The sequence below is a fragment of the Natronorubrum tibetense GA33 genome (assembly GCF_000383975.1).
GTDB lineage: Archaea > Halobacteriota > Halobacteria > Halobacteriales > Natrialbaceae > Natronorubrum > Natronorubrum tibetense.
On the sequence record NZ_KB913017.1, the window covers coordinates 2,597,234 to 2,619,392 of the forward strand.

Genomic DNA, 22,159 nt, shown 5'->3' on the forward strand with positions numbered 1-22,159 from the left:
CACGGACCGAACGTTTAGACATGGCGCTGCTGGTGGCTCTCGACGAGTCGGAACCGGGCTGGGCGGCCCTCGAGTACGCCCTCGAGGAACACGCCGACGACGGGATCATCGTCGCCCACGTCGCCGATCCGAACCGGAGCGGCTACGGCGAGTTCGCCCATCTCGGCGCGGAGGCGATGCGCGAACGGATGCGCGAAGCGGCGGCCGACCTGTTCGACGCGGCCCACGCTCGAGCGGCCGATCAGGGGTACGAGATCACGACGGAACTACTGGTCGGCCAGCCTGCGCCGGCGATCGTCGAGTACGCGTTGGATCACGATGTCGATCGGATCGCGGTCGGCAGTCACGGGCGGTCCGGGGTCTCGCGCGTCTTACTCGGGAGTGTGGCGGAGCGTATCGCCCGACGGGCACCCGTTCCCGTGACGATCGTTCGCTGACCGCTCGCCGTACCGACCGCCGGTAAGCACGTGATTACCGCGATCGTCGATCTGCGGCCTCGTGTCTCACTGGGTAAGTATAAATTGTGGAACGTGTGAACTTCCGGTCACTCCGTCGCAACTGAATAAACTAATGAGGCTCCGAAATAGTCTCGCGATATGAACAACCGCTACGATGTGGTTATCGCAGGCGCTGGCCCAGCCGGTGGCCAGTGCGCACGCGACCTCGCAGCCCGTGGATACGACGTTGTCGTCCTCGAAACCGAGTCCGAGGACGAGTTCCCGCGCCAGAGCAACAAGTCCACCGCGGGGACGTTCCCCTCGATGATGGCCTCGTTCGGAATTCCAGACGATGTCGTCATGCAGTACACCGACAGTGTCGTCCTCGAGTCCCCGACCGAACACTACGTCCGCGAACAGCCCGGTGCGGTCCTCGAGTTCGCCGAGTTCAAGCGATACCTCGTCGAGGACAGCCGCGCGGACGGCGCGGAATACCGATTCGACGCGCGCGTCACCGCGCCAATCATGGAGAACGACGAGATCGTCGGCGTCCGGTACAACGGCGATGAGGAGGTCTACGGCGAGATCGTCATCGACGCGACGGGCCCGGCCGCGCCGCTCGCGAAGAAGCTCGGCGTCGTCGATCTCAAGCGAGAGAACCACGCGATCGGCATCGAGTACGAGTTCGAGGGTATCGATATCGACCGCCCCGGATTCGCCGACCTCCACGACGCGATGATGCTCCGACTGGACCACGAACTCGCGCCCGGCGGCTACTCGTGGATCTTCCACACCGGTGGGGATACTGCCAAGGTCGGCCTCTGTTACATTCAGAACGGAAGCCACGAGCAGTACGCGCGCGACGGCTACTCGATCGACGACTATCTGAACCACTGGCTCGAGACCGACCCCCGCTTCGCGAACGCCGAGCGACTCGAGGGGAAACAACACCGCGGCTCTGCACACATCCAACTGCCGGGCCAGATGCACACCGATCGGTTCATCGCTATCGGCGACACCGTCCCGACGGTCGACCCGCTCTGGGGCGAGGGAATCAACAAGTGCATGCAGTCCGGCCGGATGGCCGCTATTGCGGCTGACTCCTGTCTCAAACACAGCGACGTGAAGCCGACCGCCGAGAATCTCGAGGTGTACGACACTCTCTGGCACCGCGACGTCGCACCGAACGTCAAGACCCGCCAGCACATGACGCAACTGCTCTATCTCGCGTCCAACGAGCGCTACGACAAGCTCATGCGAGACCTGAACCGGTTCGACGAAGAGACGCTGGCGGAGGCAAACCGCGGGAACATCCGGGCCGTGCTGAAGCTGCTCGGCCCCAGCGACGCCTCCCTGCTCGCCCGATTCGCGAAACAGCAGTACGGATTCTGAATCGTCCGATACCGACGCGAGTACTCGCTTCTCGCCGTCGCGATATTCTGGACCCCCGCTGATCGGAACCGCGGTCACCGAACAGTTAATGGTTCTCGCCTTCGAGACGTGCCAATATGTTGACTCCCCGTTCGGACGCCGTCGACGCTCTCCCCCTCTCGAGGCGAGCGCTGCTCGCCGCCTCTGGTGCGCTGGTCTCCGCGACGGCCGGCTGTGCCGGTTTTCTGGACGACGACGATTCTCAGTCGAACGGCGACCTTGCGGACAACGCGCCAGCAGACACGTCCGTCCTCGCTCACCTCGATATCGATGCGGTCGCGGACGCGGGTGTGCTCGACGCGGACGAGACGGATTCGGGCGGCGACACGGCCGATACGGACGGTGATACGCCCGGTGCGGACGACGGTGCAACCGGCGCGGACGGCGACGCTCTCGAGGACGACGGTTCCGTCGACCCGGGGTACGTTGCCGATCTCGCGGCGGCGGTCGAGGCCCGGACCGGGCTCGACCCGCTCGCGGCGAACGAGGCGATGCTGTTCGGGGACGGCGATGCCGAACTGAACGAGACGAGCCTCGGGGACACCGAGTCCGACGGCTGGGAACGGGTCGACGCCATCGTCGACGGTACCTGGAGCGACGACGATGTCGTCGACTCGCTCGAGGCGACCACCGGCCTCGCATACGAGGCAACGACGCACGCGGACGAGTCGGTCCTGTACGAGCCGAAAACGGGTACGGACGACCCGGACACCCCTTCGCTCGGCGTCCTCGGCGACGGGCGATTCGTCGTCGGCGACGAGGCTGCCGTCCGGGCCGCACTCGACGTCCGGTACGGCGACGCCGCTCCCGTCTCCGGGTTGGTTCGCGACGCGTACGAGGACGCCCGCGGCGCGCAGTTGACCGTCGCCTCCGAGACCGACGGCCTCTCGGTTCCCGAGACGATCGAGCTGTTCGTCGACCTCGAGTTCGATATCCTCGACGAAGTCGATGCCGTCGGCCGGAGCTACGCCCTCGTCGACGCCGGGCTCGAGTTCGAGATCGACCTCCACGTCGGCGACGACGACGATGCGACGGAACTCGAGACGCTGCTTCGCGGCGCGCTTCCCTATCTTGGGAGCATCGACGAGGAGTTCGACGAGGTGCGCGAGGATATCGACCTCGATCGAAACGGAGCGGTGGTAACGGCCGGCTACGAGGGCGAGGCCGACGCTGTCCTCACCCTGCTCTCCGTGCTCGACGGGGTGTAACGTCGCGTGGATCTGCTGGCCTTGATGCGAAAGGAGGCGATCACCGTCAGGCGAAATTGGGGATTGATCCTTGTCCTCCTCGTCTTGCTCCCCGGTGGACTCGTCGCGGGGACCGCCATCTTCGAGCAGACGATCCCCCGCGACGTGCCCGTCGGCGTCGTCGCCGAGGAGGGGACGACCGAGGATGATATCGCGATCGCCGAAGCGGGGATGATCGCGTTCGCGACGCCGGTCGAGTACGAGTCGGCGGCCGAGGCGCGCGAGGGGCTTCAGCGCGAGGAAGTGTATCTCGCCGTCCACGTACCGGGCGACGTGATGAACGAGAGCGGCGAGGCGAACGTGACGATCGTCTCCGACCGTGCATTCGTCCCGTTCGAAGAGCCGGTCAACGAGACCGTCGGCGTCGCAGAGTCCGAGATCGACGCGCTCGTACAGGCCGACATCACCGTCGATCACGAGCAGGTCGGCGCGGAGCGGAGCCTCTCGGAGTTCCTCGTCCCCACCGGCCTGTTCGCCTTCGTCACGCTCTACGCGCTGGTCTTTCTCCCCTATCAGGTCCGCTCCGAGCGGTTGGTGCTCGACCGGCTCCAGACCGAGTCGCGACTGGATACCGTCGTCGCGAGCAAACTGCTGTTCTACGGCGCCGCGCTCGTGATTCCCGCGGCCGTCGTCGCGGCCATGGGGGGCTGGTTCGGCTACGAGGTGACCGTCCTCTCACCGCTGTCGGTCGCCGTCTTCGGACTCACGTTCGTCTATCTGGCCGCGATCGGACTCGCCGTCCTCTTCGCGCTCGGGCTCCGACAGACCGCCCTGTTCGTCAACATCGGACTCGCGTTGGCCGTCTTCGGACTCTCGAGTCTGGTCTACCCGACCGGCTTTTTCTCCTCGACGCAGGGAACCATCTCTCGAGCGCTGCCGACCTACTACTCGGTGGTCACGACCCGAAGCGCGATGTTGCGCGACGCGCCGGCGTCGCTGTACGCCGACTACCTCTGGTGGCTCGTCGCGACGACGCTCGCCTCGCTCGTCGCCCTGAAACTGGCCTTGGTCGTCTACGAACGGAGGCGCTGAGATGACGGAAACTGACTCGACCCACGACGCCGGCTCTGATTCCGCGAGCCGAGACGGCTCCGACGGCGATGACAGTGCACTCGCGCTCGTCGACGTGACGAAACGCTACGGCGAGACGACGGCGCTCAAGGACCTCTCCATCGAGTTCCGTCCGGGCACGTTCCACGGCCTTGTCGGGCCGAACGGCTCCGGGAAGACGACGTTATTCGCGCTTCTCGCCGGCCTCACGCGGCCGACGAGCGGCCGGATCGAGCGCACAGGCGCGACCGCGACCGTCGGCTACAGTTTCCAGGAGCCCCGATTCTACCCGTCGCTCACCGTCCGCGAGAACCTCGAAATCTTCCGCGGGTTCGCCGACGACCCGCCGCCGGACGCCTGGACCGAGACCCTGCTCGAGGAGCTTCGACTCGAGCCCGCCGCGGATCGCCGGGCCGACGAACTGTCGGGCGGCTTTCGGAAGAAACTCGACCTCGGGCTCGCGCTGATCAAGCGTCCGCAGTACCTGCTGCTCGACGAGCCACTGGCTGACGTCGATGACTACTCGAGGCGTCGCATTACGGCCTTCCTCGACTCGTATCGCGAGGCCGACCGGACGGTCGTCGTCTCGACGCACAACGTGACAGCCTTCGCCGACCAGCTCGATCGGCTCTCCGTCGTCGTCGACGGCGACCTCCGGTACGACGGCCCGCCCGCGGACGATGTCGTTGCACAGTACCGGGCGCTGCTGGACTGACGGCGCTCTTCCGCGAACGTGTATCGATTTCGAGGGGTCCGAGAGAATTTCACCCCTGTCGTCGTACGCGTTGGTATGTTCGAGACGATTCTGCTCCCGACCGACGGCAGCCAGCACGCCGAAGCCGCGGCCGAAACCGGCCTCGAGCTCGCGGGCGTCCACGACGCGGCGGTTCACGTCGTCTGCGTGGCCGATACGGGCCCGCTGAGCGATCTTCGTCTTCCCGGCGACGCTGCGAGTGCCGAAGACGCAATGCGCCAGCGCGCCCAGGAGTCCGTCGACACGATCGTCGAGCGGGCCGAAGACGCTGGTCTCGAGGTGACCGGCACCGTTCTGGAGGGGCCGCCCGAGCACGAACTGCTCGAGTACGTCGACGAGGTCGGCGCCGACCTCGTCGTGCTGTCCACCCGCGGCCGCGGCGGCGTCCACCGGATGGCGCTGGGGAGCGTCACCGACCACGTGATCCGGTTCGGCGACGTTCCCGTTTTCGTGGCGAACTCGGGTTCGCGCTCGGCGTGAGAAATGGCAGTCTCATCGGTGGTCAACTCTGTCCACCGCTCACTAGCTGGGCAAACTGAACACCGAGTTGACTCGTAGGAGAAAACACTTATTCAGCTATTTAATTTAATCTGATATGAATCGGAGAACGGCCCTGACGCTGATTGGTACCGGGGCAGCGACGTGGGGCGCAGGGTGTCTTTCAGTCGAGGAAGCGGGCCCTATCAATTTTGAACTCCTGAATTTTACCTATGACACACATCAAGTTGAGACCACCATCACCGATGAAGATGAGAATAACGTGCTCGAAGAGACCTACGAAATTAAGGAACGACAGGATGGATCGAGGGTAATTCGAGAAGAAGGATTTACCGAAGCTACCAATGGAGACACCTTCAATATTATCGTGGCGCTCTCTGACGAAGAGCCAGAGGAGGGAGAATTCCGAATGACGTGCAATGAGAGTAATAGAACCGAGGACGTGTTCTTCGCCGAAATACGCGAAACCCACGATGGAGACCATACATACTTTGAATTTCAACAATCAACCTGCAGTAGCGGACTCTAACGATACTATTGCACCTGCTATTTCCTATCTTTCACTAACGGAACGTGGTATGTATATCACCTGTACTGTACGACACAATATCGAACCATTCGTTCACTGCACCCCTTCGATTTTCGGAATAAGCAATAGCGCGGCGGTTGGCACCGCTTTCGACGGCTCCCTCAAAAGCTGAAGAGGTCGACGCCGCCCGTGACACCGATCACCTGCCCGGTCACGTACGACGCCTGCTCCGAGCAGAGGTAGGTGACCATGTTGGCGACATCCTCCTCGGTCCCGAGGTGGCGCATCGGTGTCGCTTCGGCGATGCGCGCGTAGTACTCGTCGACGTTCTCGCGGAGTTCGTCTGGATCCATGTCGGCCCAGTCGCCGACGACGATGTTCGGCGCGATGACGTTCGAGGTGACGCCCGATTGGGCCCCTTCGAGTGCCATCGTCCGCCCCAGTCCGATCATCGCAGCTTTCGTCGCCGAGTAGGAGAGCTGACCGAAGCCGCCGTACCAGCCGGCCATCGAGGACATGTTGACGACGCGGCCCCAGCCGCGCTCGCACATCTCCGGGAAGACTTCCTTGCTGATATTGTACGTCCCGGTGAGATTGATCTCGACATCACGGCTCCAGACATCGTCGTCGTAGTCGCCGACGCGCGAGCGGGCGTCGACCATCGCAGCGTTGTTGACGAGGATATCGACGCCGCCGAACTCGTCGCGTACGTCGGCCATCGAGTGCTGAACGTCGTCCACGTCGGTCAGGTCGCACTCGAGGGCCATCGCGTCGCCCGCGCCCGCCGTCCCGTCGATCTCGTCGGCGACCTCGCTCGCCCCGTCGGCGTCGACGTCGAGGACGACGACGTTCGCGCCCTCGTTCGCGAGCAGTCGGCAGTCGGCGCTTCCGATTCGTCCGGCACCGCCGGTGACGACGGCGGTCCTGTTCTGGAGTCCGAAGTCCATAGATCGCTGCATATTCCGCCGACGGAGGTAATTCTTTGGGAGAGAACAACACGCACACCACCGGTCGGTAATCGAACCCACCCCATACGATAAAGTATCGGTACATCGAGAACTCGGTTATGAGACTCGACGGCGTTCGCGTGCTCGATCTCTCGCGGCTGTTGCCCGGCCCGTACGCGACCCAGTTACTGGCCGACTCAGGTGCCGAAGTCGTGAAGGTAGAGGACACCGGCGCGGGTGACTACGCCCGGTTCATGGGACCGGAGACGGATCGCGGCTTCGGCGCGATTTTCGATATGGTCAACCGAGGGAAACGCAGCGTCGCGATCGACCTGAAAAACGAGGACGGCAGAAATGCGTTCTACCGACTCGTCGAGGACGCAGACATCGTCTTCGAGGGCTTTCGTCCCGGCGTCGTGGACCGACTGGGGATCGACTACGAGACGCTCACCGAGTACAACGACGAACTGATCTACTGTTCGCTCACGGGGTACGGACAGGAGGGTCCCTGGGCGGACCGCGCCGGCCACGACCTCAACTACGTCGCGCTGGCCGGCTTACTCGATATGACTCGAGAGTCGCCAGACGAAAAACCACAGATGCCCGGCTATCCGATCGGCGATATGGCCGGCGGCCTGTTCACTGCGTTCGCCATCGTCGAGGCGGTACTCGCGCGCGAACTCGGCAACAGCGACGGCGAGTACATCGACATCGCGATGGCCGATGTCGTGGCGTCGTTCGCCCAACCGGTCGCCTACCAGGCACTCACGGGCGACCCCGCCGAACCGCGACCCGGCGCGACGTCGCTTACGGGCGGTGTGCCGTGGTACGATAGCTACGAAACCGCAGACGGAAAGTGGGTGACCCTGGCCGCCCTCGAGCCCCAGTTTTGGGACGCCTTCTGCGACGCCGTCGACCGGAACGATCTCGTCGACGAACACGGGTCCGAAGATCCGAACGTGCTGGCGGCGCTCGGGGACGAACTCCGTGACCTCTTCCGCGAGCGCACGCGAGACGAGTGGGAGACCCAGCTCGCGGACGTCGACGCGGCGTTCGCGGGCGTCTACTCGCCCGCCGAGACGGTTGACCATCCTCAGATTCGGGCTCGAGGGATCCTGAACGGGGCGGATGACGCACCGCCGCGGATCGGCTACCCTGCACGCCACGCCACCGGGCCGACGGCGACCGTCGAGAGCGTTCCGACACAGGGCGAACACACTCGCGAGTATCTCGCTGACGCGGGGTACGACGAAGCGGAGATCGAGGCGTTGCTCGAGTCCGGTAGCGTTCGGTGACCCGCCACCTTCGTCACGTCGTGGGACGGTCGGACACCGAAACAGTATCGAGAACGCGACTTTATCCAGAGAAAGAGCCAATATGTGCCATATTGCCCTACAACATGGTGAATCTCAAATGGACCGGTGCAAGAATCACTACGAGTGTGGGAAATTTTCAACCGAGGTCCACCCCGGTCTCCTACCGTGCGAACTGTCCCGACTGCGGTGGCTCGCTTCGTTCGACGACCACGGCGGTCGAACTGGCCCTTGACGCCGTTGGAGGCCCCGGTTAGTTACGCTTCCTCCCGCCGAGTCAGTTGTTGTACGCCTGGTTCGTTCGTCAGTGCGTCTCCAGCATCGACGGTGGCGTCCGAACCGATGCAAAAATTGGCTGTTTGTATTATTATACCGGCTCAAAACTCCATTCAACAATTCTACTAGGCCATATAGTGTGTATGTCCGCAGAGATTATGTAGTGCAATTCGGTACCATTATCCAAGCGATGATCGAAATTCCAATCGAACACGCGCTGACTCGTTCCGCTCGAACACTCCGTCCGGAGACGCCCGTGAGCGAGGCCGCCCAGCGACTGCGCGATCCGGATGTCCCGGCGCTGGTCGTCCTCGAGGATGAAACCGTCGTGGGGATCGTCACCGAATCGGACATCGTCGCGTTCGTGGCCGAAACCCTCGAATCCTACCCAGTCGAGACCATCATGTCCGCACCCGTGACTACGATCTCCCCGAGCGAATCGATCACGGCCGCCGCCGAGACGATGCGGACGGACGGCGTGAAACACCTGCCCGTCGTCGAGGGAGAGACCTACTGTGGCCTCGTCTCGATTTCGACGCTTGCGCCGTACCTCTCGCGGCGCCGACTCGACATCGACTGGCAAGACGACCCGATCCGAATCGGTGCCGACGACGGTTCCGGCATTCCCGTCAGCGAATAGCGAGCGCATCAGCTTCTCGTCCACATCTCCTCGCCTTCTCGACGTTCTCTCGTTGACTTCGTCCGCGAAACATCTCGAGTGTGACCCGTTTCGCGCGTGTTCCGTCTCGAGCACTCACTCGAACAGTTCTGTGTGTCGTCCGGCGAGATTCGTGTACTCGCCCGACGCGAACTCCTCGAATATCGCTTCCGCGTCGGTCCCCGTCTCCTCAAGCGGCGTGCTCCTGGCTGGGACGCCGCGAGCGAACGATTCCGGCGGGATGTCGTACTCGTCGGGGATCACCGTACCGGCGGCGACAACGCTGCCCGCTCCGACCGTCGCTCCGGTATTGACCGTCGCGTTGAACCCGACCAGCGCTCGCTCCTCGACGGTCGCCTCGTTGAGGACCGCGCCGTGTCCGACCATGACGCGCTCTTCTAGGGTCGACGCGTGGATCGTGGCATTGTCGCCGACGTGTGCCTGCTGACCGACGCGAACGGGACCGATATCGCCGCGGAGGACGACACCCGGCCAGACGCTCGCCTCGCTCTCGATGCGGACGTCGCCGACCAGAATCGCATCTCGACTCACCGACGCGCCGTCGTCGATCGTCGGTCGTTCCCCCTCGAACTCGTAGGTTCGGCTATCGACCATAGGTGATCGGACCACAATTACACCTATAATACCGAATCAGGATCGTCCTGACAGTCAGTATCGAATGAGGCTCGATCCGGAGGAGAGCAGCCTCACTGACAGGTCTGAATCCCCACCTAATGCCATTTAGATACATTTGAGGGTGTGCAAGCCCGCTATTTATCCCCCGTCGGACCCCATCTCCACTCGAGAACATGAGTCAATCACAATCCCCGATCCGAGCGATGTTCGACGTGCAGCGAACCGCAGTCAAACAGAGCCAACAGCTGTTCAAGCAGGGACTGGCCGCCCAGCGCACCGTCGATACGATAGCGCTTACCGGTCTCAAAGGCCAGCAGTCGCTCCAGCGCCAGCAACTCGAACTCGCGCAGGCGGCCACCCACGGCTACGTCAACACGACGGCCGCACTGTTCCCCAGCGACGAGCCCTCGGACGCCCACCGAACCATCGACGAGACGTTCGCACAGCTGAAAACGACCCACGCCGAGTTCTACGACGCCATCGAGGCCGAACTCGAGCGAGACGTCGATTCCGCGACCGAGCTCTCCAGCGAGTTCGTCGACGCCCTCGACGAGCAGACCGAACAGCTCCTCGAGATGTCCCACTCGATCGAAGACCAGACGGTCGAGAACGTAAGCGAACTCTCGGGACAGCTCCACGAGCAACTCGAGCAGACCCAGCAGCTCCAGGACGAACTCGAGGACCAACTCGAGCGCCAGACCGGCGATGTCGCGGACCTGCTCGAACGGCAGGCCGAACAGGTCGAGGAGTTCCAACAGCAACTCGAGGAGCAGGCCGAGGACGTCACCCAACAGCTCCAGAGTCAGCAGGTCGAGTCCCAGACGAAGATCGATACCGACGCAGAGCACACGCTCGAGTCGATCGAGGGTATCGACGTCGAAACCCGCGAGCAACTCTCGGACGCCGGTATCGCGACGATCGACGACCTCGTGCGCGCCGACGCCGAATCCGTTTCCGAGGCTGCCGAGGTCTCGACCAGCGACGCCGAGGAGTGGATCGAACAGGCGGAAGCCTAACGCGACCTGATCGACGTATACCGGTTCTCTCTTCGATAGATCTAGCTACGTCGACCGTTGTCCGTTGACTGTCGACCGATGACCGTCGACCGTTGACTGTCTACCGATGTCCGTCGACCGGTGTCCGTCGACTGTCGACCGTCGACCGTTGTCCGTTGATCGGCTCATCTCCCGTTTTCCACTGCCGCTCTTGTTGACTATATTATAAACCGACACGTATAACGTCCCGTTAATCAAATGACAGTACCGATGTGGTTCGAGTCGGCACAGGTCGAACTCGTTCGGGATACGTTTCCGGAGTGGGCGGCGTTTCTGTTCGCCGTCCTCTCCTATCTCGGGAGCGTCTGGTTCGTCGCGCCGGCGGTCGTGCTGGCCTACTGGTTTCGAGATCGGCATCGGTTCGCCTCGTGGCTGGGAATCGTCATCGGCGGCTACGCTGTCATGCTCGGACTGAAGGGAATTTTCGAGACGCCGCGGCCGGGCGTCGGTCCCGCCATTACCCCTGAATCATTGCCAACAGTCGTCGCGTTGCTCTACGCACCAGCCGTCGAGGTCTCCTCGACGAGTTTTCCGAGCGGTCACGCCGTCGCTGCAACGGTCGTCTGGACGATGTTCGCCCTCGAGTCCGACGTCGGAACGCAACGACAGCGACTTTTCGGGGCCGCCACGATGGTCGCCCTCGTCGGATTCGCTCGAGTCGGGGCCGGCGTCCACTTTCCGATCGACGTCCTCGTCGGAACGGTCGCCGGCGTCTGCTACCTACTGTTCGTGCTGACGGTTCGGCACCGAGTACGCGCTCGAAGCGGTGACCACGCTGCGGCGAATGCGACGTTTACAATCGCCGCGGTGCTTGCACTCGCGGCTTTCTGGACCAGCGGCCGACCGGATACGATGGCGCTGTTCGGCGGCTGTCTCGGGTGCCTGCTCGCCTGGCAGTACGCGACGCCCTCGCGGGAGCCGTGGCCGCTGACGCTGCAGGTTGGGATCCGCGCGACGGTCGGTATCGCTGCGCTTGCACTCGTCGCGCTCGTGTTGCTCGTCGTCGAGAGTCTCCTCGTCTGGCTGGCCGTCGGTCTCGGGGGCGGCCTGCTCGTCGTCGGGCTCCCACGGTTGGCCAGCCGAACCGCCGTTTCGCGGGCACAGACGGAACTCGTCAGTTGACGATCGGTTGGCAGTCTCGAGTTCGGGCACGACTAACGAACGATAGATTTGGACGACAGTCGATACGACTGTAGCTGCTACAGAACATCGAACGGAAAAGCGGAAAGAGAAACCATCAGTGAGTGCGTAACGGCGTCGAACGCCGTCGGCCGTACGTACGTACTTAGAACGTCTCGAGGTAGCGGTCGAGTTCCCAGTCGGAGACGTCGACGAGGTACTCTTCGAACTCCTGGCGCTTGGCTTCGACGAACTTCGACGCGATGTGTTCGCCGAGTGCGTTGTAGATCGCCTCGTCTTTCTCGAGTGCGTCGACGGCCTCGCCGAGGTTCGCCGGCAGGGTATCGATGCCGTACTCGTCGCGTTTCGCCTCGTCGAACTCGTAGATGTTCTCGCGAACCGGATCGGGTGCTTCGAGATCCTGTTCGATGCCGTCAAGACCGGCGTGGATCATGACGGCGATGGCGAGATAGGGGTTACACGATGGATCCGGCGAGCGCAGTTCGACACGCGAAGCGGCCGGGACGCGGGCCGCCGGTTTGCGGATCAGGGCCGAGCGGTTGCGGTCGGACCAAGCGACATAGACGGGTGCCTCGTAGCCAGGGACGAGTCGTTTGTAGCTGTTGACCGTCGGGTTCGCGATAGCCGTAATTGCGGGCGCGTGCTCGAGGATGCCCGCGAGGAACGAGTGAGCGGTGTCGCTGAGGTTGAACTCGTCGTCGTCGTCGTGGAACGCGTTCTCACCGTCCTCGAACAGAGAGAGATGCGTGTGCATGCCCGAGCCGTTGATCTTCGGGATCGGCTTCGGCATGAACGTCGCGTGCTGGTCGTGCTGTGCGGCGATCGCCCGAACGACAGTACGGAAGGTGCCGACGTTGTCCGCCGTCGTCAACGCGTCGTCGTACTCGAAATTGATCTCGTGTTGGCCCTTGGCGACTTCGTGGTGACTGGCTTCGATCTCGAAGTCCATGCTCTCGAGGCCGTAGATGATGTCGCGGCGGACGTCGCTGGCGAGGTCTTTCGGGGCGAGGTCGAAGTAGCCGCCCTGGTCGCCGGTTTTGGTCGTCGCGCGACCGTCCTCGTCCTCCTCGAAGAGGAAGAACTCCGGTTCCGGCGCGGCGTTGACCTCGTAGCCCATCTCGTCGGCGCGGTCGAGCGCGTTCTTGAGAACGCGTCGTGGGTCGCCCTCGAACGGTTCGCCGGTCGACGTGTTATACACGTCACAGATCATTCGGGCCGCGGCGCTTTCTTCCTTCTGGCGCCACGGGAGGATGGCGAACGTGTCCGGGTCTGGAACCAGACGCATGTCCGATTCCTGAATGCGGACGAACCCCTCGATCGAGGAGCCGTCGAAGTAGATCCCATCGGTAAACGCCTTCTCCGCCTGACGTGCCGGGACGGAGACGTTCTTTACGGTGCCAAGAATGTCAGTAAACTGGAGACGAAGGAAGTCTACGTCTTCCGCTTCGATCTCGTCTAATACGGCCTGTTCGGATTCAGTGATGTTTCCGCTTGTCATCTTCTCGTCGTTCTACCCAAGTAACTCTGCTACTAAAACCCTACTGCTCCAAGCAAATCTTCTCTCCTCCGCAGGAAACTGCATATTCGTAAAGTTCTAAAGGCTACAGTGAGAGGGTGGATGTGATGACGTACGAAAATCTCGATGCAAAACTAGTGAATGCACTTCTCGGCGACGGTCGGGCGAGTCTCCGGAGTCTCGCCGAGGAACTCGACGTCTCCGTCACTACCGTTTCGAACCACCTCTCTGATCTCGAGGAAGAGGGGGTCATCGAAGGCTACACGCCGCGAGTCGATTACGATGCGGTCGGCTACGACGTGACAGCCGTCATCCAGTTGCAGGTCGAAGGAAACGCGCTGCCCGACGTTACCGACACCTTGCGAGATCACCGTCAGATGATCAGCGTTTACGAGGTTACCGGCGACTACGACGTGATCGCCATCGGCAAATTCAAAGACACCGACGGCATGAACGACCAGATCAAGGCCCTCCTCACGGACCCCGATATCAAGGCCTCGAACACGAGCGTCGTCCTGAACGCAGTCTCCGAGAACGAGCAGTTCGAACTCGATATCGACGACGCCTGAGTGCGTTTGCCACCCGATAGCCGACTGTTTTCTGCGGCATCGTGGCGTCAGTGGCGATCGCTGTGAGAGAACACACCTGACGAGCAGACGAGAGCGACGATCAGTCGTCGCCGTCGATGAGCGTCCCGGCCGCCGTCTCTCGATCGCCAGCCTGTGCCGCCCACAGCGTCGCGTACCGACCGTTTGCCGCCAGCAGGTCCTCGTGCGTTCCCCGTTCGACGATCTCGCCGTCCTCGAGCACCAGAATCGTCTCCGCGTCTTTGACCGTCGAGAGTCGGTGAGCGATCGTTAGCGTCGTGCGATTTTCGGTGAGCCGGTCGATCGACCGCTGGATCCGCAACTCGGTTTTCGTGTCGACGGCGCTTGTCGCCTCGTCCAGAATGAGGATTTCGGGGTCGGCGAGCACCGCTCGAGCGAGCGCGATCCGCTGGCGCTGGCCGCCCGAGAGCTTGACGCCGCGCTCGCCGACGCGGGTGTCGTACCCGTCCGGAAGGTCGACGATGAACTCGTGGGCCTGGGCCGCTTCGGCGGCCTCGCGGACCGTCTCGTCGGCGGCCTCGAAGTGACCGTAGCGGATGTTGTCCGCGATGGTGCCGTCGAAGAGGAACGTGTCCTGACTGACGTAGCCGACGGCCGATCGGAGATCCGCGAGTGCGACCTCCCGGACATCGTGGCCGTCGATTCGGACCGAACCGTCCTGGGCGTCGTACAATCGAAGCAGTAACTTGAGAACCGTCGATTTTCCGGCACCGGTCGGCCCGACGAACGCGACCGTCTCGCCCGGAGCGGCCTCGAAGGAGATATCCTCGAGGACGGTCTCCTCGAACGCCGTCTCGGTGGCCGCCGCGTTCCGGCGGGCCGCGGTGTCGTCGTAGCTAAACGTCACGTCGTCGTACGTGACGCGACCCTCGACCGGGATGATGTCGACGGGATCGTCGGGATTGTCGACGTGGACGGGGATGTCCATCAGCCCGAAGACGCGCTCGCTCGAGGCCTTGGCGTTCTGGTACTGGTCGACGATATTCGAGACCTCCGCGAGCGGGTCGACGATCCGCTGGGTGAGCATCAGGAAGACGACGAAGTCGCCGACAGAGAGGCTGCCGGTGAGCGGCCCCGGCGCGCTGTCGGTCGCGAGCCAGAGCCCGCCGACGAGGAAGGTCGCGGCGAAAGCGAGACCCGCGAGCAGCTCCATCCCCGGCCGGTAGAGGTAGCTCAATTTCAGGACGGCCATCGTCCGCTCGAAGAGGTTCCGCGAGGAGTCACGGACCCGCTCGGTCTCGTAGGACTCGCTCGAGGTAGTCTTGGTGAGCCCGATACCCGAGATGGCGTTCTCGAGCCGGGTGTTCATCCGACCGACGGCGGAGCGCTGGCGAACGTACCGCGGTTCGACGACGCGCATGAACCAGAGGGTGAAAAGGACCATCGCCGGCACGGCAAAGAGCGTCACGAACGCTAGCTGCCAGTTGAGATAGAAGAGGACGGCCGTAATCCCCCCGACCATCACCAACAGCCGCGCCGAGTTCATCAACGCGTTGTCGAGGAACATCTCGAGGTTCTGCGTGTCGTTGTTGAGGACGGCCATGACTTCGCCGGTCTGTTTCTCGTCAAAAAAGGCCGTGTCCAGCCGTTGCATCTTCTGGAAACAGTCGACCCGAACCGCGTGCATCACGTCGTGAGCGAACAGATTGGCGGTGACGCCGTAGATCCAGGTGAAGAGAGCCACAACGAGAAACGAGACGGCGATTGCAGTGACGGTAAACCAGAACTGCGCCATCGGTTCGGTCGGCAGCCACGCGTTGGGCACGAGCGGGAGTTCGAACGCGCCCGCCTCCTGCGTGAAGATCGCGTCGATCGCAACACCGAGCAACAGCGGCGGCACGAGACTCGCCATCCGGGCGACGAAGTTCGCGAGCATGCCGGCCGAAAACCAGCCTAATCGGCCGGGTGCGTACTCGCGAAAGAGCCTCGAGAGCGGTCGGTCGACGTCCTCGCGGTAGACGTCGAACGGTGTCTCGTCGTCGTGGGAACTCACTGGTGGACGTGTTTCGGTTCGAAATATAAACTCGTCTCGGTTCCGGATAGTAAGGAGGTGGTCGGGGAGCCTCGAGTCCGAGGCGTGCGCCGAATCGGCTACCGGTAGTATAGCAACGCGAGCCCGAGCCCGAGGAGCAACAGCCCCCACCACAGCGAATCGCCGGGGAGAACGATCAGAAACAGCGTGACGACGCCGGAGGAGAACAGCGACCAGCCGAGAGTCGTTTGTGAGCTCATACGCGCCGTACGTGATCCAGCACAATAGGTCGACGGGTTGCCAAGAGAAAGTACTGTGTGGCAGGTGAACTGTGGGTGAACAGTCGCCCGAAAATCACATACTACGGTACCGCAAGTAAGGCAGACGACTGATGGCTAAACACCCTATCCTGTTATCGGCAAGCGAGCGGTTCGAAGAACCCGAGTGACGCCGTTCACCGAGCGCGGAGCGCTCGGGCCGACGAGCGACCATCGGGAGCGAGGAGTGCTTTTGCACTAAATTTTGCCGAGGGCCGGCGAAGCCGGCCCGTGGTTCGAAAGGCGCGAAGCGCCTTTCGTCATCACGAGAGAGCTTCGCTCTCTCGAACGACAGAGCAAAATTTAGTTCTACATCATGCCGCCCATACCGCCGCCCATACCGCCCATGCCGCCGGCACCGCCGGGTGCGCCTTCCTCGTCGCCGCCCTTGTCGGTCGACAGATCGCCGGCGGAGATGATGTCGTCGATTTTGAGCACGAGGTTGGCTGCTTCGGAGGCCGAGGTGACGGCCTGCTCTTTGGCGTGGGCCGGTTCGACAACGCCGGCCTCGAAGGTGTCCTCGACGTCGCCCGAGAAGACGTTCAGGCCAGCCGTGACGTCGCCGTCGTCGTGGGCTGCACGCAGGTCGACGAGCGTGTCGATGGAGTCGAGACCCGCGTTCTCGGCGAGCACGCGCGGAACGAGCTCGAGCGAGTCGGCAAAGGCCTCGACGGCGAGCTGTTCGCGGCCGGAGACGGAGTCGGCGTAGTCACGCAGACGCGAGGCGAGTTCGACTTCGGTCGCACCGCCGCCCGCGAGGACGCGGCCGTCGGAGACGGTCTGTGCGACGACGTCGAGTGCGTCGTTGACGCCGCGCTCGAGTTCGTCGACGACGTGGTCGGTCGAGCCGCGAAGCAAGAGCGTGACGCCGTGTGCGTCGTCGCCTTCGACGTAGAACAGTTCGTCATCGTCGTCGCGGGTGACGTCACCGAAGCCGAGGTCGTCCTCGGTGACGCTCTCGAGGTCGGAGACGACGTTCGCGTTGACGACTTCCGAGAGGAACTCGAGGTCGGACTTCTTGGCGCGTCGGACGGCCAGAATGTCCTCCTTTGCGAGGTAGTGCTGGGCGAGGTCGTCGATGCCCTTCTGGCAGAAGACGACGTCGGCACCGGTGTCGACGATGCGCTGGACCTTGTCCTTGAGCTGTTTCTCCTCACGGTCGAGGAACTTCTGGAGCTGGTCGGGGTCGGTGACGGAGACTTCGGTGTCGACGTCGGTCTCCTCGACCTCGATCGGCTCGTTCAGCAGCAGGATGTCGGAGTCCGTCGCCTCGGTGGGCATGTTGTCGTGGACGGGGTCCTTGTCGATGATGCCACCGACGAGGAGGTCGGATTCGCCGACTGCGCGGCCGGTCTGGGTCTCGATGTTGAGGAACTCGAGGTCGACGACGTTGTCGCCCTCTTCCGTTTCGACGGTGACCTGACGGACGGCGTCGACGATCAGCTGGGCGAGGTGCTCCTTGTTGACCTCGGTGCCCTTGCCGGTCATCGAGGTTTCGGCGGTCTTCCGGAGGAGTTCCTCGTCGGTCGTGTCGATCTCGGTCGCGATGTCGTCGATCTCGTCACGAGCCTGCTCTGCGGCCATGTGGAAGCCCTTGATGATCGCCGTTGGGTGAATGTCCTGCTCGAGGAGGTCCTCGGCGTTCTTGAGGAGTTCGCCGGCGATCGCGACGGCCGTCGTGGTACCGTCGCCAGCCTCGTCTTCCTGTGTCTCGGCGACCTCGATGATCATCTCGGCCGTCGGGTTGTCGATGTCCATCTCCTGGAGGATGGTCACGCCGTCGTTGGTGATCGTTACCGATCCCATCGAGTCGACGAGCATCTTGTCCATCCCTTTCGGACCGAGCGTCGAGCGGACGGCCTCGGCGACTGCACGGGCCGCGCTGATGTTGTAGTCCTGCGCGTCCTTGTCCTTGACGCGCTGGGAATCCTCGCTCATCACGATCATCGGCTGCCCTTGCTGCATTCGCTGGCTCATAGTCAGCTGATTCATTGTTTGCCCTTCTATATAAAGATGGTGTTTTTCGCCATTCGTGATGGTCAGCGACTGCCGAACGTGAGGCGGAGAAACCACCGGATGGCGACGGGTCGTGTGCCCGTATTTGACATGCGTTACCAATCAGCTCGTCGCTCGAGACGACGACTGTATCCGCCACATTTATACAGTGTTGAGCATCGATCGCGAATCGAAGGGGCTCGCCTTCGCTCGAGAGCGTCGATACCTATAGTAGCCACTGACAGTCAGTGCACACCTGATCGCACGACGGCTGTGCGATCAGTGTGTAACTCGTTTCAGTTGTTACTATAGGACTCAACCGGTTCGACCAGCGACGCCTCGTCGATCGACGGATCGTTAACCGCACGCGAGACTGGGTACGCGCGGAGTTCCTCGGCCGGATAGGGCTCGAGAAGCGATTTCGGATCGTCGACAGTCAGCCACTCGCGTTCGCGATCGGGCTCGAGGATGACCGCCATTCGGTGGTGAAGCTCCGAGACGAGGTCGTTCGGCTCCGTTGTGACGATGGTAAACGTTTCGAGCGGTCCGTCTTCGCTATCGTCGTCCGCGACGCCGCCACCGAAGGCGTCGAGACCAGCCTGGGTTGTCTCGTCGTCGGGCTCCCAGCGTTCCCAGAGCCCGGCCATCGCGAAGACGCGATCGTCCTCGAAGGCGACTCTGTAGGGCTGTTTTCCGTTCTCGGTCTCGACCCACTCGTAGAAGCCGTCCGCGGGAACGATACATCTCCGTCGTTCGTACGCCGCCCGAAAGCTCGGCTTCTCGTCTACCGTCTCCGCACGCGCGTTGATGAGACCGTTTTTGTCGTCGTCGGCCCACGATGGCACCAGTCCCCACTCGAGGCGCTGGATCGTCTCGGGCGCGTCGTTCGTGATCACCGGGAGCCGCTGGCCCGGCGTCATGTTGTACCGCGGCGTGAACTCCTCGCTCGAGTCCGCGAATCGGGCGTCGAATCGCTCCTCGAGTGCCGCCTGCTCGACCATCAGTGTGTAGCGACCGCACATACTAGCGTCGTCGGCCGCCGCGGATATATGGTTGTCCGGTAGTCGCTCGCTCGGTATTCGGCGGCTACTCGGGCAGTATCGAGGGCGTACCCGTGGCCGGTAAGGCAGTAGGTGGCGTGTTACCATACACGGTTCCGTCGGAGCTCTCCACGAGAGTACAATGACGGATCGATACGAGATGCTGCTCTGCAAAGACGGCCTGCTAGAGATTCGGAACCCGGAGAACGAGGACCGGTGGATCACAACCGACTCGCCGGCGGAGCTTAGGCGGTAGTCGGTTCGGCTCCGTGACAGCAGGTGCTGTTCTGCCACTGTGGTGTGGAAACAAATCGCCGCAGCTTCCCACTGCTCATGACGCGTGTAGATCATCGTTCGGAAAACGCCAAGACTGGGATATCAACTGCCCCGCACAGGACACGGGGCTTGTCAGTGAACTCGGCCGTTATCCCGATAGCGGGGTCGGTACGAAACCTTGGTTCGGCCTCACCGTTCCTGACTTCAGGGCGAGTTGACCGTCGCCCGTCCGCCGAGACGACTGTAGGCCTCGACGGACGAACCGTAATCCGACGTTCTTTGCACCGACGTAATCAGCGTTGGCAGTAGTTCCACACTCGCGACACTCGAACGCTGCCTGTCGAATGCGGTTCTTTTCGCTCGTATATCCACATTCCGGACACTGTCGGCTCGTATTCTCTGGTGAAACGAACTCGATACGAATTCCCGCAGCCGTAGCTTTGTATTCGACCAGATCGACGAGTTGGCGGTGTGCCCACTGGTGAAATTCTTTGACAGGGGGTGCACGCTCCCGAATATGTTTGAGATTTTCGAATGCGATATAATCGCAGTCGTGGGTTACTGCTTCCTCGAGAATATCGTTGGCGACGTGATGCAACATCTCGCGCACATAGCGTGACTCTCGTCCGCTCATCCGCTGAATGGTGCGATGTGCTGACTGCGTTCCGGCTTCTTGAAGGCTGGAGCGTATTCGTTCGAATTGGCGGTGTCTGTGGCGTAGTTCTCCCCCCGAAGCGAAGTAGGCCGTACTGGTAGTGGCAATGTTGACGATGCCGAGATCGACACCGAGAACTGTCCTGTCCCCAGTGTCGTCCTGCCTCTCGGTCGTCGGTTCGGGCTTTGGCTTACGGAAACCCAGATGCAAATACCAGTCACCGTCCCGCTTCGATATCGTCGATTCGGTCAGTTCCCACTCGTCGTCCTCGAGATACTGTCGCTGGTAACCCGTTTCGTCGTCGGGAAGTGCGAGATTACAGCGAATCCGATCGGTGAGCGTTGCTAGCGAGACGGAACCGTCGGAAAACAGCGTCATCGATCGCGCGTCGTAAACGAGCGTATCGCTCGTGAAGGTCGGCCGAGACGTCTTGTAATTCTCGTCCAAGTCGTCGATCTCCTCGATACCAGAGAGTGCGGCTGCAGCTTTGTGCGTAGCGAGAATCGCGTGTTGGCTTCCGAGACGCGTTTGCTCACGTATCTCGTCGTACGCGAGTTGTTGCAGTTGCGTTTTCCGTGTCTCCCCAACTGTCCAGCCGATACGAGTACTGATGTTACAGGCGTATTGCCATTCGTCAAGTGTCTCATCGAGCGCTCGCCGTTGCTCGGGAGTAAGGATAGGGCGGGTGATCGCAGTCCGTCTCAGGTAGTCACCTGCCACGGAAAGAAGTTGATAGTAGACATACATTAGTTAATCGGTTTTAATTGACAGTTCCCTAGGGTCGACGCGCTTCGGTAGAGAATCGAGATATAACGAAGACGAAATCAGGCAGTGTTCTCGTCACGGACGGGGATCGAGCGTTTTCGATCAGGCTCGAGGGTTCTGACAGGGTATCTGCTCGGATTTCACTATCTGAATGTTAATACCCCTAATAGAACACATTTGTGCTCTTTTCTTTCAAAAAAGCGCCAGGACAGGGATTTGAACCCTGAATCCCAAAGGGAACACGCTTTCCAGGCGTGCGCCTTACCGTTCGGCCATCCTGGCTCGAGTCAACCTAACGGGGTCCGTCGTTTAACTCTTACTTTTACCGTCGCCGCCGTGTGACTCGGTTTCACCCGTCACGCGACGGGCCGACCACGCGGCGACCCGGTGCTCGAGCAGGTACGCACCGGTCATCGCCCCGGTCCCAACGATCACGGCCACGAACGCAGCCTGCGTGATTGGGAGTAGCGACTCGACGAACAGCGCGTAGCCCTGCACGAGCACCAGGAAGGCCATGAAACCGACGGCACCCCAGAGCAGGGCGGAGACGACGCGGCGATCGAGTCCGAACACGCCTCGAGTCACCTCACTCGAGGCTCGCTACGGCTTCGATTTCGACGCCGACGCCCTTGGGGAGGGCGGCGACTTCGACGGCGCTGCGGGCCGGCGGCTCGTCGTCGAAGTAGTCGGCGTAGGTCTCGTTCATCGCCTCGAAGTCGTCGATGTCGTCGAGGAAGACGGTGACTTTGAGGACGTCCGCCGACGTCGCACCGGCCTCGTCGAGGACGCCGTCGAGGTTGTAGAGGGCCTGTTCGGTCTGGGATTCGATGGATTCGTCCGCGAGCAGTTCCCCTTCGGTCGTCAGCGGGATCTGGCCGGCGGTGAACAGCAGCGAGCCGTTGCTGGTCGCCTGACTGTACGCGCCGACCGCAGCGGGTGCGTCGTCGGTTTCGATGATCCGTTTCATACGGTAGCACTCTATGCGGGTGGACTTAAAAGAAGGCGAAATCGGTTCCAGGCAGACTCGAGGGCGCGCGACGGACT

22 protein-coding genes and 1 tRNA gene are annotated in these 22,159 nt (G+C 62.3%); 12 read left to right on the plus strand and 11 right to left on the minus strand.

The features are described 5' to 3' along the window. Window positions 1-20: 20 nt before the first annotated feature. The 7 genes from NATTI_RS0113450 to NATTI_RS26790 all read left to right on the plus strand — a co-directional run bounded on the left by NATTI_RS0113450 (window position 21) and on the right by NATTI_RS26790 (window position 5,946). Window positions 21-437 carry a universal stress protein gene (locus NATTI_RS0113450; protein WP_006089987.1) on the plus strand — a complete coding sequence of 139 codons (417 nt, stop codon included), beginning with the start codon at window positions 21-23 and terminating at the stop codon, window positions 435-437. A 159-nt stretch (window positions 438-596) separates the two neighbouring features. Further along, the gene (locus NATTI_RS0113455) at window positions 597-1,829 is read left to right on the plus strand and encodes a digeranylgeranylglycerophospholipid reductase (protein WP_006089988.1); all 1,233 of its coding nucleotides are present in this window, start codon (window positions 597-599) and stop codon (window positions 1,827-1,829) included. Between the two features lie 116 nt (window positions 1,830-1,945). Beyond that, window positions 1,946-3,076 carry a hypothetical protein gene (locus tag NATTI_RS0113460; RefSeq protein ID WP_006089989.1) on the plus strand — a complete coding sequence of 377 codons (1,131 nt, stop codon included), beginning with the start codon at window positions 1,946-1,948 and terminating at the stop codon, window positions 3,074-3,076. Window positions 3,077-3,082: 6 nt separating this feature from the next. Then, window positions 3,083-4,147: an ABC transporter permease gene (locus tag NATTI_RS0113465; RefSeq protein WP_006089990.1), complete on the plus strand. Its 1,065-nt coding sequence runs from the start codon at window positions 3,083-3,085 to the stop codon at window positions 4,145-4,147. Between the two features lies 1 nt (window position 4,148). Continuing rightward, entirely contained in the window at window positions 4,149-4,880 is a 732-nt protein-coding gene (locus tag NATTI_RS0113470) for an ABC transporter ATP-binding protein (protein WP_006089991.1), read from the plus strand. A gap of 75 nt (window positions 4,881-4,955) precedes the next feature. After that, window positions 4,956-5,399: a universal stress protein gene (locus NATTI_RS0113475; RefSeq protein WP_006089992.1), complete on the plus strand. Its 444-nt coding sequence runs from the start codon at window positions 4,956-4,958 to the stop codon at window positions 5,397-5,399. A 115-nt stretch (window positions 5,400-5,514) separates the two neighbouring features. Further along, a complete protein-coding gene (locus NATTI_RS26790; RefSeq protein WP_193787787.1) occupies window positions 5,515-5,946 on the plus strand; it encodes a hypothetical protein in 432 nt (143 codons plus the stop codon). A gap of 161 nt (window positions 5,947-6,107) precedes the next feature. On the opposite strand, the gene NATTI_RS0113485 is transcribed toward NATTI_RS26790, so the two are convergent. Next, a complete protein-coding gene (locus tag NATTI_RS0113485) occupies window positions 6,108-6,893 on the minus strand; it encodes an SDR family NAD(P)-dependent oxidoreductase (protein WP_006089994.1) in 786 nt (261 codons plus the stop codon). Window positions 6,894-7,012: 119 nt separating this feature from the next. Between NATTI_RS0113485 and NATTI_RS0113490 the strand changes: the two genes are divergently transcribed. Then, the gene (locus NATTI_RS0113490; protein WP_006089995.1) at window positions 7,013-8,188 is read left to right on the plus strand and encodes a CaiB/BaiF CoA transferase family protein; all 1,176 of its coding nucleotides are present in this window, start codon (window positions 7,013-7,015) and stop codon (window positions 8,186-8,188) included. A gap of 484 nt (window positions 8,189-8,672) precedes the next feature. Further along, a complete protein-coding gene (locus NATTI_RS0113495) occupies window positions 8,673-9,122 on the plus strand; it encodes a CBS domain-containing protein (RefSeq protein WP_006089996.1) in 450 nt (149 codons plus the stop codon). A 114-nt stretch (window positions 9,123-9,236) separates the two neighbouring features. Here the strand turns inward: NATTI_RS0113495 and NATTI_RS0113500 are convergent, their stop codons facing one another. After that, window positions 9,237-9,755, minus strand: coding sequence for a gamma carbonic anhydrase family protein (locus tag NATTI_RS0113500; RefSeq protein WP_006089997.1), 519 nt, complete (start codon window positions 9,753-9,755; stop codon window positions 9,237-9,239). 224 nt (window positions 9,756-9,979) lie between these two features. Between NATTI_RS0113500 and NATTI_RS0113505 the strand changes: the two genes are divergently transcribed. Both NATTI_RS0113505 and NATTI_RS0113510 read left to right on the plus strand, forming a co-directional pair. After that, window positions 9,980-10,792: a helix-hairpin-helix domain-containing protein gene (locus NATTI_RS0113505; protein ID WP_006089998.1), complete on the plus strand. Its 813-nt coding sequence runs from the start codon at window positions 9,980-9,982 to the stop codon at window positions 10,790-10,792. A gap of 249 nt (window positions 10,793-11,041) precedes the next feature. After that, on the plus strand, window positions 11,042-11,953 hold the full coding sequence (locus NATTI_RS0113510) for a phosphatase PAP2 family protein (protein ID WP_006089999.1): 912 nt from the start codon (window positions 11,042-11,044) through the stop codon (window positions 11,951-11,953). Between the two features lie 163 nt (window positions 11,954-12,116). Here the strand turns inward: NATTI_RS0113510 and glnA are convergent, their stop codons facing one another. Continuing rightward, window positions 12,117-13,469 (minus strand): type I glutamate--ammonia ligase, encoded by a 1,353-nt coding sequence (gene glnA / locus NATTI_RS0113515; RefSeq protein ID WP_006090000.1) that lies wholly within the window; start codon window positions 13,467-13,469, stop codon window positions 12,117-12,119. A gap of 125 nt (window positions 13,470-13,594) precedes the next feature. Between glnA and lrp the strand changes: the two genes are divergently transcribed. Beyond that, on the plus strand, window positions 13,595-14,056 hold the full coding sequence (gene lrp / locus NATTI_RS0113520) for an HTH-type transcriptional regulator Lrp (protein ID WP_006090001.1): 462 nt from the start codon (window positions 13,595-13,597) through the stop codon (window positions 14,054-14,056). A 100-nt stretch (window positions 14,057-14,156) separates the two neighbouring features. Here the strand turns inward: lrp and NATTI_RS0113525 are convergent, their stop codons facing one another. The 8 genes from NATTI_RS0113525 to NATTI_RS0113565 all read right to left on the minus strand — a co-directional run bounded on the left by NATTI_RS0113525 (window position 14,157) and on the right by NATTI_RS0113565 (window position 22,082). Continuing rightward, window positions 14,157-16,088, minus strand: a complete 1,932-nt coding sequence (locus NATTI_RS0113525) for an ABC transporter ATP-binding protein (protein WP_006090002.1) — start codon at window positions 16,086-16,088, stop codon at window positions 14,157-14,159. 98 nt (window positions 16,089-16,186) lie between these two features. Then, on the minus strand, window positions 16,187-16,327 hold the full coding sequence (locus tag NATTI_RS26555; RefSeq protein WP_006090003.1) for a hypothetical protein: 141 nt from the start codon (window positions 16,325-16,327) through the stop codon (window positions 16,187-16,189). Between the two features lie 366 nt (window positions 16,328-16,693). Next, a complete protein-coding gene (gene thsB, locus NATTI_RS0113535) occupies window positions 16,694-18,361 on the minus strand; it encodes a thermosome subunit beta (protein ID WP_049806267.1) in 1,668 nt (555 codons plus the stop codon). 314 nt (window positions 18,362-18,675) lie between these two features. Then, complete coding sequence (locus tag NATTI_RS0113540) at window positions 18,676-19,401, minus strand: SOS response-associated peptidase (protein WP_006090005.1); 726 nt, start codon at window positions 19,399-19,401, stop codon at window positions 18,676-18,678. A 442-nt stretch (window positions 19,402-19,843) separates the two neighbouring features. Continuing rightward, entirely contained in the window at window positions 19,844-21,097 is a 1,254-nt protein-coding gene (locus NATTI_RS0113550) for an RNA-guided endonuclease InsQ/TnpB family protein (RefSeq protein ID WP_006090007.1), read from the minus strand. Window positions 21,098-21,316: 219 nt separating this feature from the next. Further along, a tRNA-Ser gene (locus NATTI_RS0113555) sits at window positions 21,317-21,397 on the minus strand. A gap of 27 nt (window positions 21,398-21,424) precedes the next feature. Then, window positions 21,425-21,631 carry a hypothetical protein gene (locus NATTI_RS0113560; RefSeq protein WP_049806286.1) on the minus strand — a complete coding sequence of 69 codons (207 nt, stop codon included), beginning with the start codon at window positions 21,629-21,631 and terminating at the stop codon, window positions 21,425-21,427. Window positions 21,632-21,701: 70 nt separating this feature from the next. Continuing rightward, window positions 21,702-22,082: a Rid family detoxifying hydrolase gene (locus NATTI_RS0113565; RefSeq protein WP_006090009.1), complete on the minus strand. Its 381-nt coding sequence runs from the start codon at window positions 22,080-22,082 to the stop codon at window positions 21,702-21,704. Window positions 22,083-22,159 lie beyond the last annotated feature (77 nt).

Excerpts from the sequence above, each read along its gene's own strand:
- lrp (WP_006090001.1), top strand. The coding sequence starts at position 13,595 with ATGACGTACGAAAATCTCGATGCAAAACTAGTGAATGCACTTCTCGGC.
- NATTI_RS0113500 (WP_006089997.1), bottom strand. The coding sequence starts at position 9,755 with ATGGTCGATAGCCGAACCTACGAGTTCGAGGGGGAACGACCGACGATC.
- NATTI_RS0113505 (WP_006089998.1), top strand. The coding sequence starts at position 9,980 with ATGTTCGACGTGCAGCGAACCGCAGTCAAACAGAGCCAACAGCTGTTC.
- thsB (WP_049806267.1), bottom strand. The coding sequence starts at position 18,361 with ATGAGCCAGCGAATGCAGCAAGGGCAGCCGATGATCGTGATGAGCGAG.
- NATTI_RS0113460 (WP_006089989.1), top strand. The coding sequence starts at position 1,946 with ATGTTGACTCCCCGTTCGGACGCCGTCGACGCTCTCCCCCTCTCGAGG.
- NATTI_RS0113495 (WP_006089996.1), top strand. The coding sequence starts at position 8,673 with ATGATCGAAATTCCAATCGAACACGCGCTGACTCGTTCCGCTCGAACA.
- NATTI_RS0113560 (WP_049806286.1), bottom strand. The coding sequence starts at position 21,631 with ATGGCCTTCCTGGTGCTCGTGCAGGGCTACGCGCTGTTCGTCGAGTCG.
- glnA (WP_006090000.1), bottom strand. The coding sequence starts at position 13,469 with ATGACAAGCGGAAACATCACTGAATCCGAACAGGCCGTATTAGACGAG.
- NATTI_RS0113485 (WP_006089994.1), bottom strand. The coding sequence starts at position 6,893 with ATGGACTTCGGACTCCAGAACAGGACCGCCGTCGTCACCGGCGGTGCC.
- NATTI_RS0113490 (WP_006089995.1), top strand. The coding sequence starts at position 7,013 with ATGAGACTCGACGGCGTTCGCGTGCTCGATCTCTCGCGGCTGTTGCCC.
- NATTI_RS0113470 (WP_006089991.1), top strand. The coding sequence starts at position 4,149 with ATGACGGAAACTGACTCGACCCACGACGCCGGCTCTGATTCCGCGAGC.
- NATTI_RS26790 (WP_193787787.1), top strand. The coding sequence starts at position 5,515 with ATGAATCGGAGAACGGCCCTGACGCTGATTGGTACCGGGGCAGCGACG.
- NATTI_RS0113510 (WP_006089999.1), top strand. The coding sequence starts at position 11,042 with ATGTGGTTCGAGTCGGCACAGGTCGAACTCGTTCGGGATACGTTTCCG.
- NATTI_RS0113475 (WP_006089992.1), top strand. The coding sequence starts at position 4,956 with ATGTTCGAGACGATTCTGCTCCCGACCGACGGCAGCCAGCACGCCGAA.
- NATTI_RS0113565 (WP_006090009.1), bottom strand. The coding sequence starts at position 22,082 with ATGAAACGGATCATCGAAACCGACGACGCACCCGCTGCGGTCGGCGCG.
- NATTI_RS0113540 (WP_006090005.1), bottom strand. The coding sequence starts at position 19,401 with ATGTGCGGTCGCTACACACTGATGGTCGAGCAGGCGGCACTCGAGGAG.
- NATTI_RS0113450 (WP_006089987.1), top strand. The coding sequence starts at position 21 with ATGGCGCTGCTGGTGGCTCTCGACGAGTCGGAACCGGGCTGGGCGGCC.
- NATTI_RS0113455 (WP_006089988.1), top strand. The coding sequence starts at position 597 with ATGAACAACCGCTACGATGTGGTTATCGCAGGCGCTGGCCCAGCCGGT.
- NATTI_RS26555 (WP_006090003.1), bottom strand. The coding sequence starts at position 16,327 with ATGAGCTCACAAACGACTCTCGGCTGGTCGCTGTTCTCCTCCGGCGTC.
- NATTI_RS0113550 (WP_006090007.1), bottom strand. The coding sequence starts at position 21,097 with ATGTATGTCTACTATCAACTTCTTTCCGTGGCAGGTGACTACCTGAGA.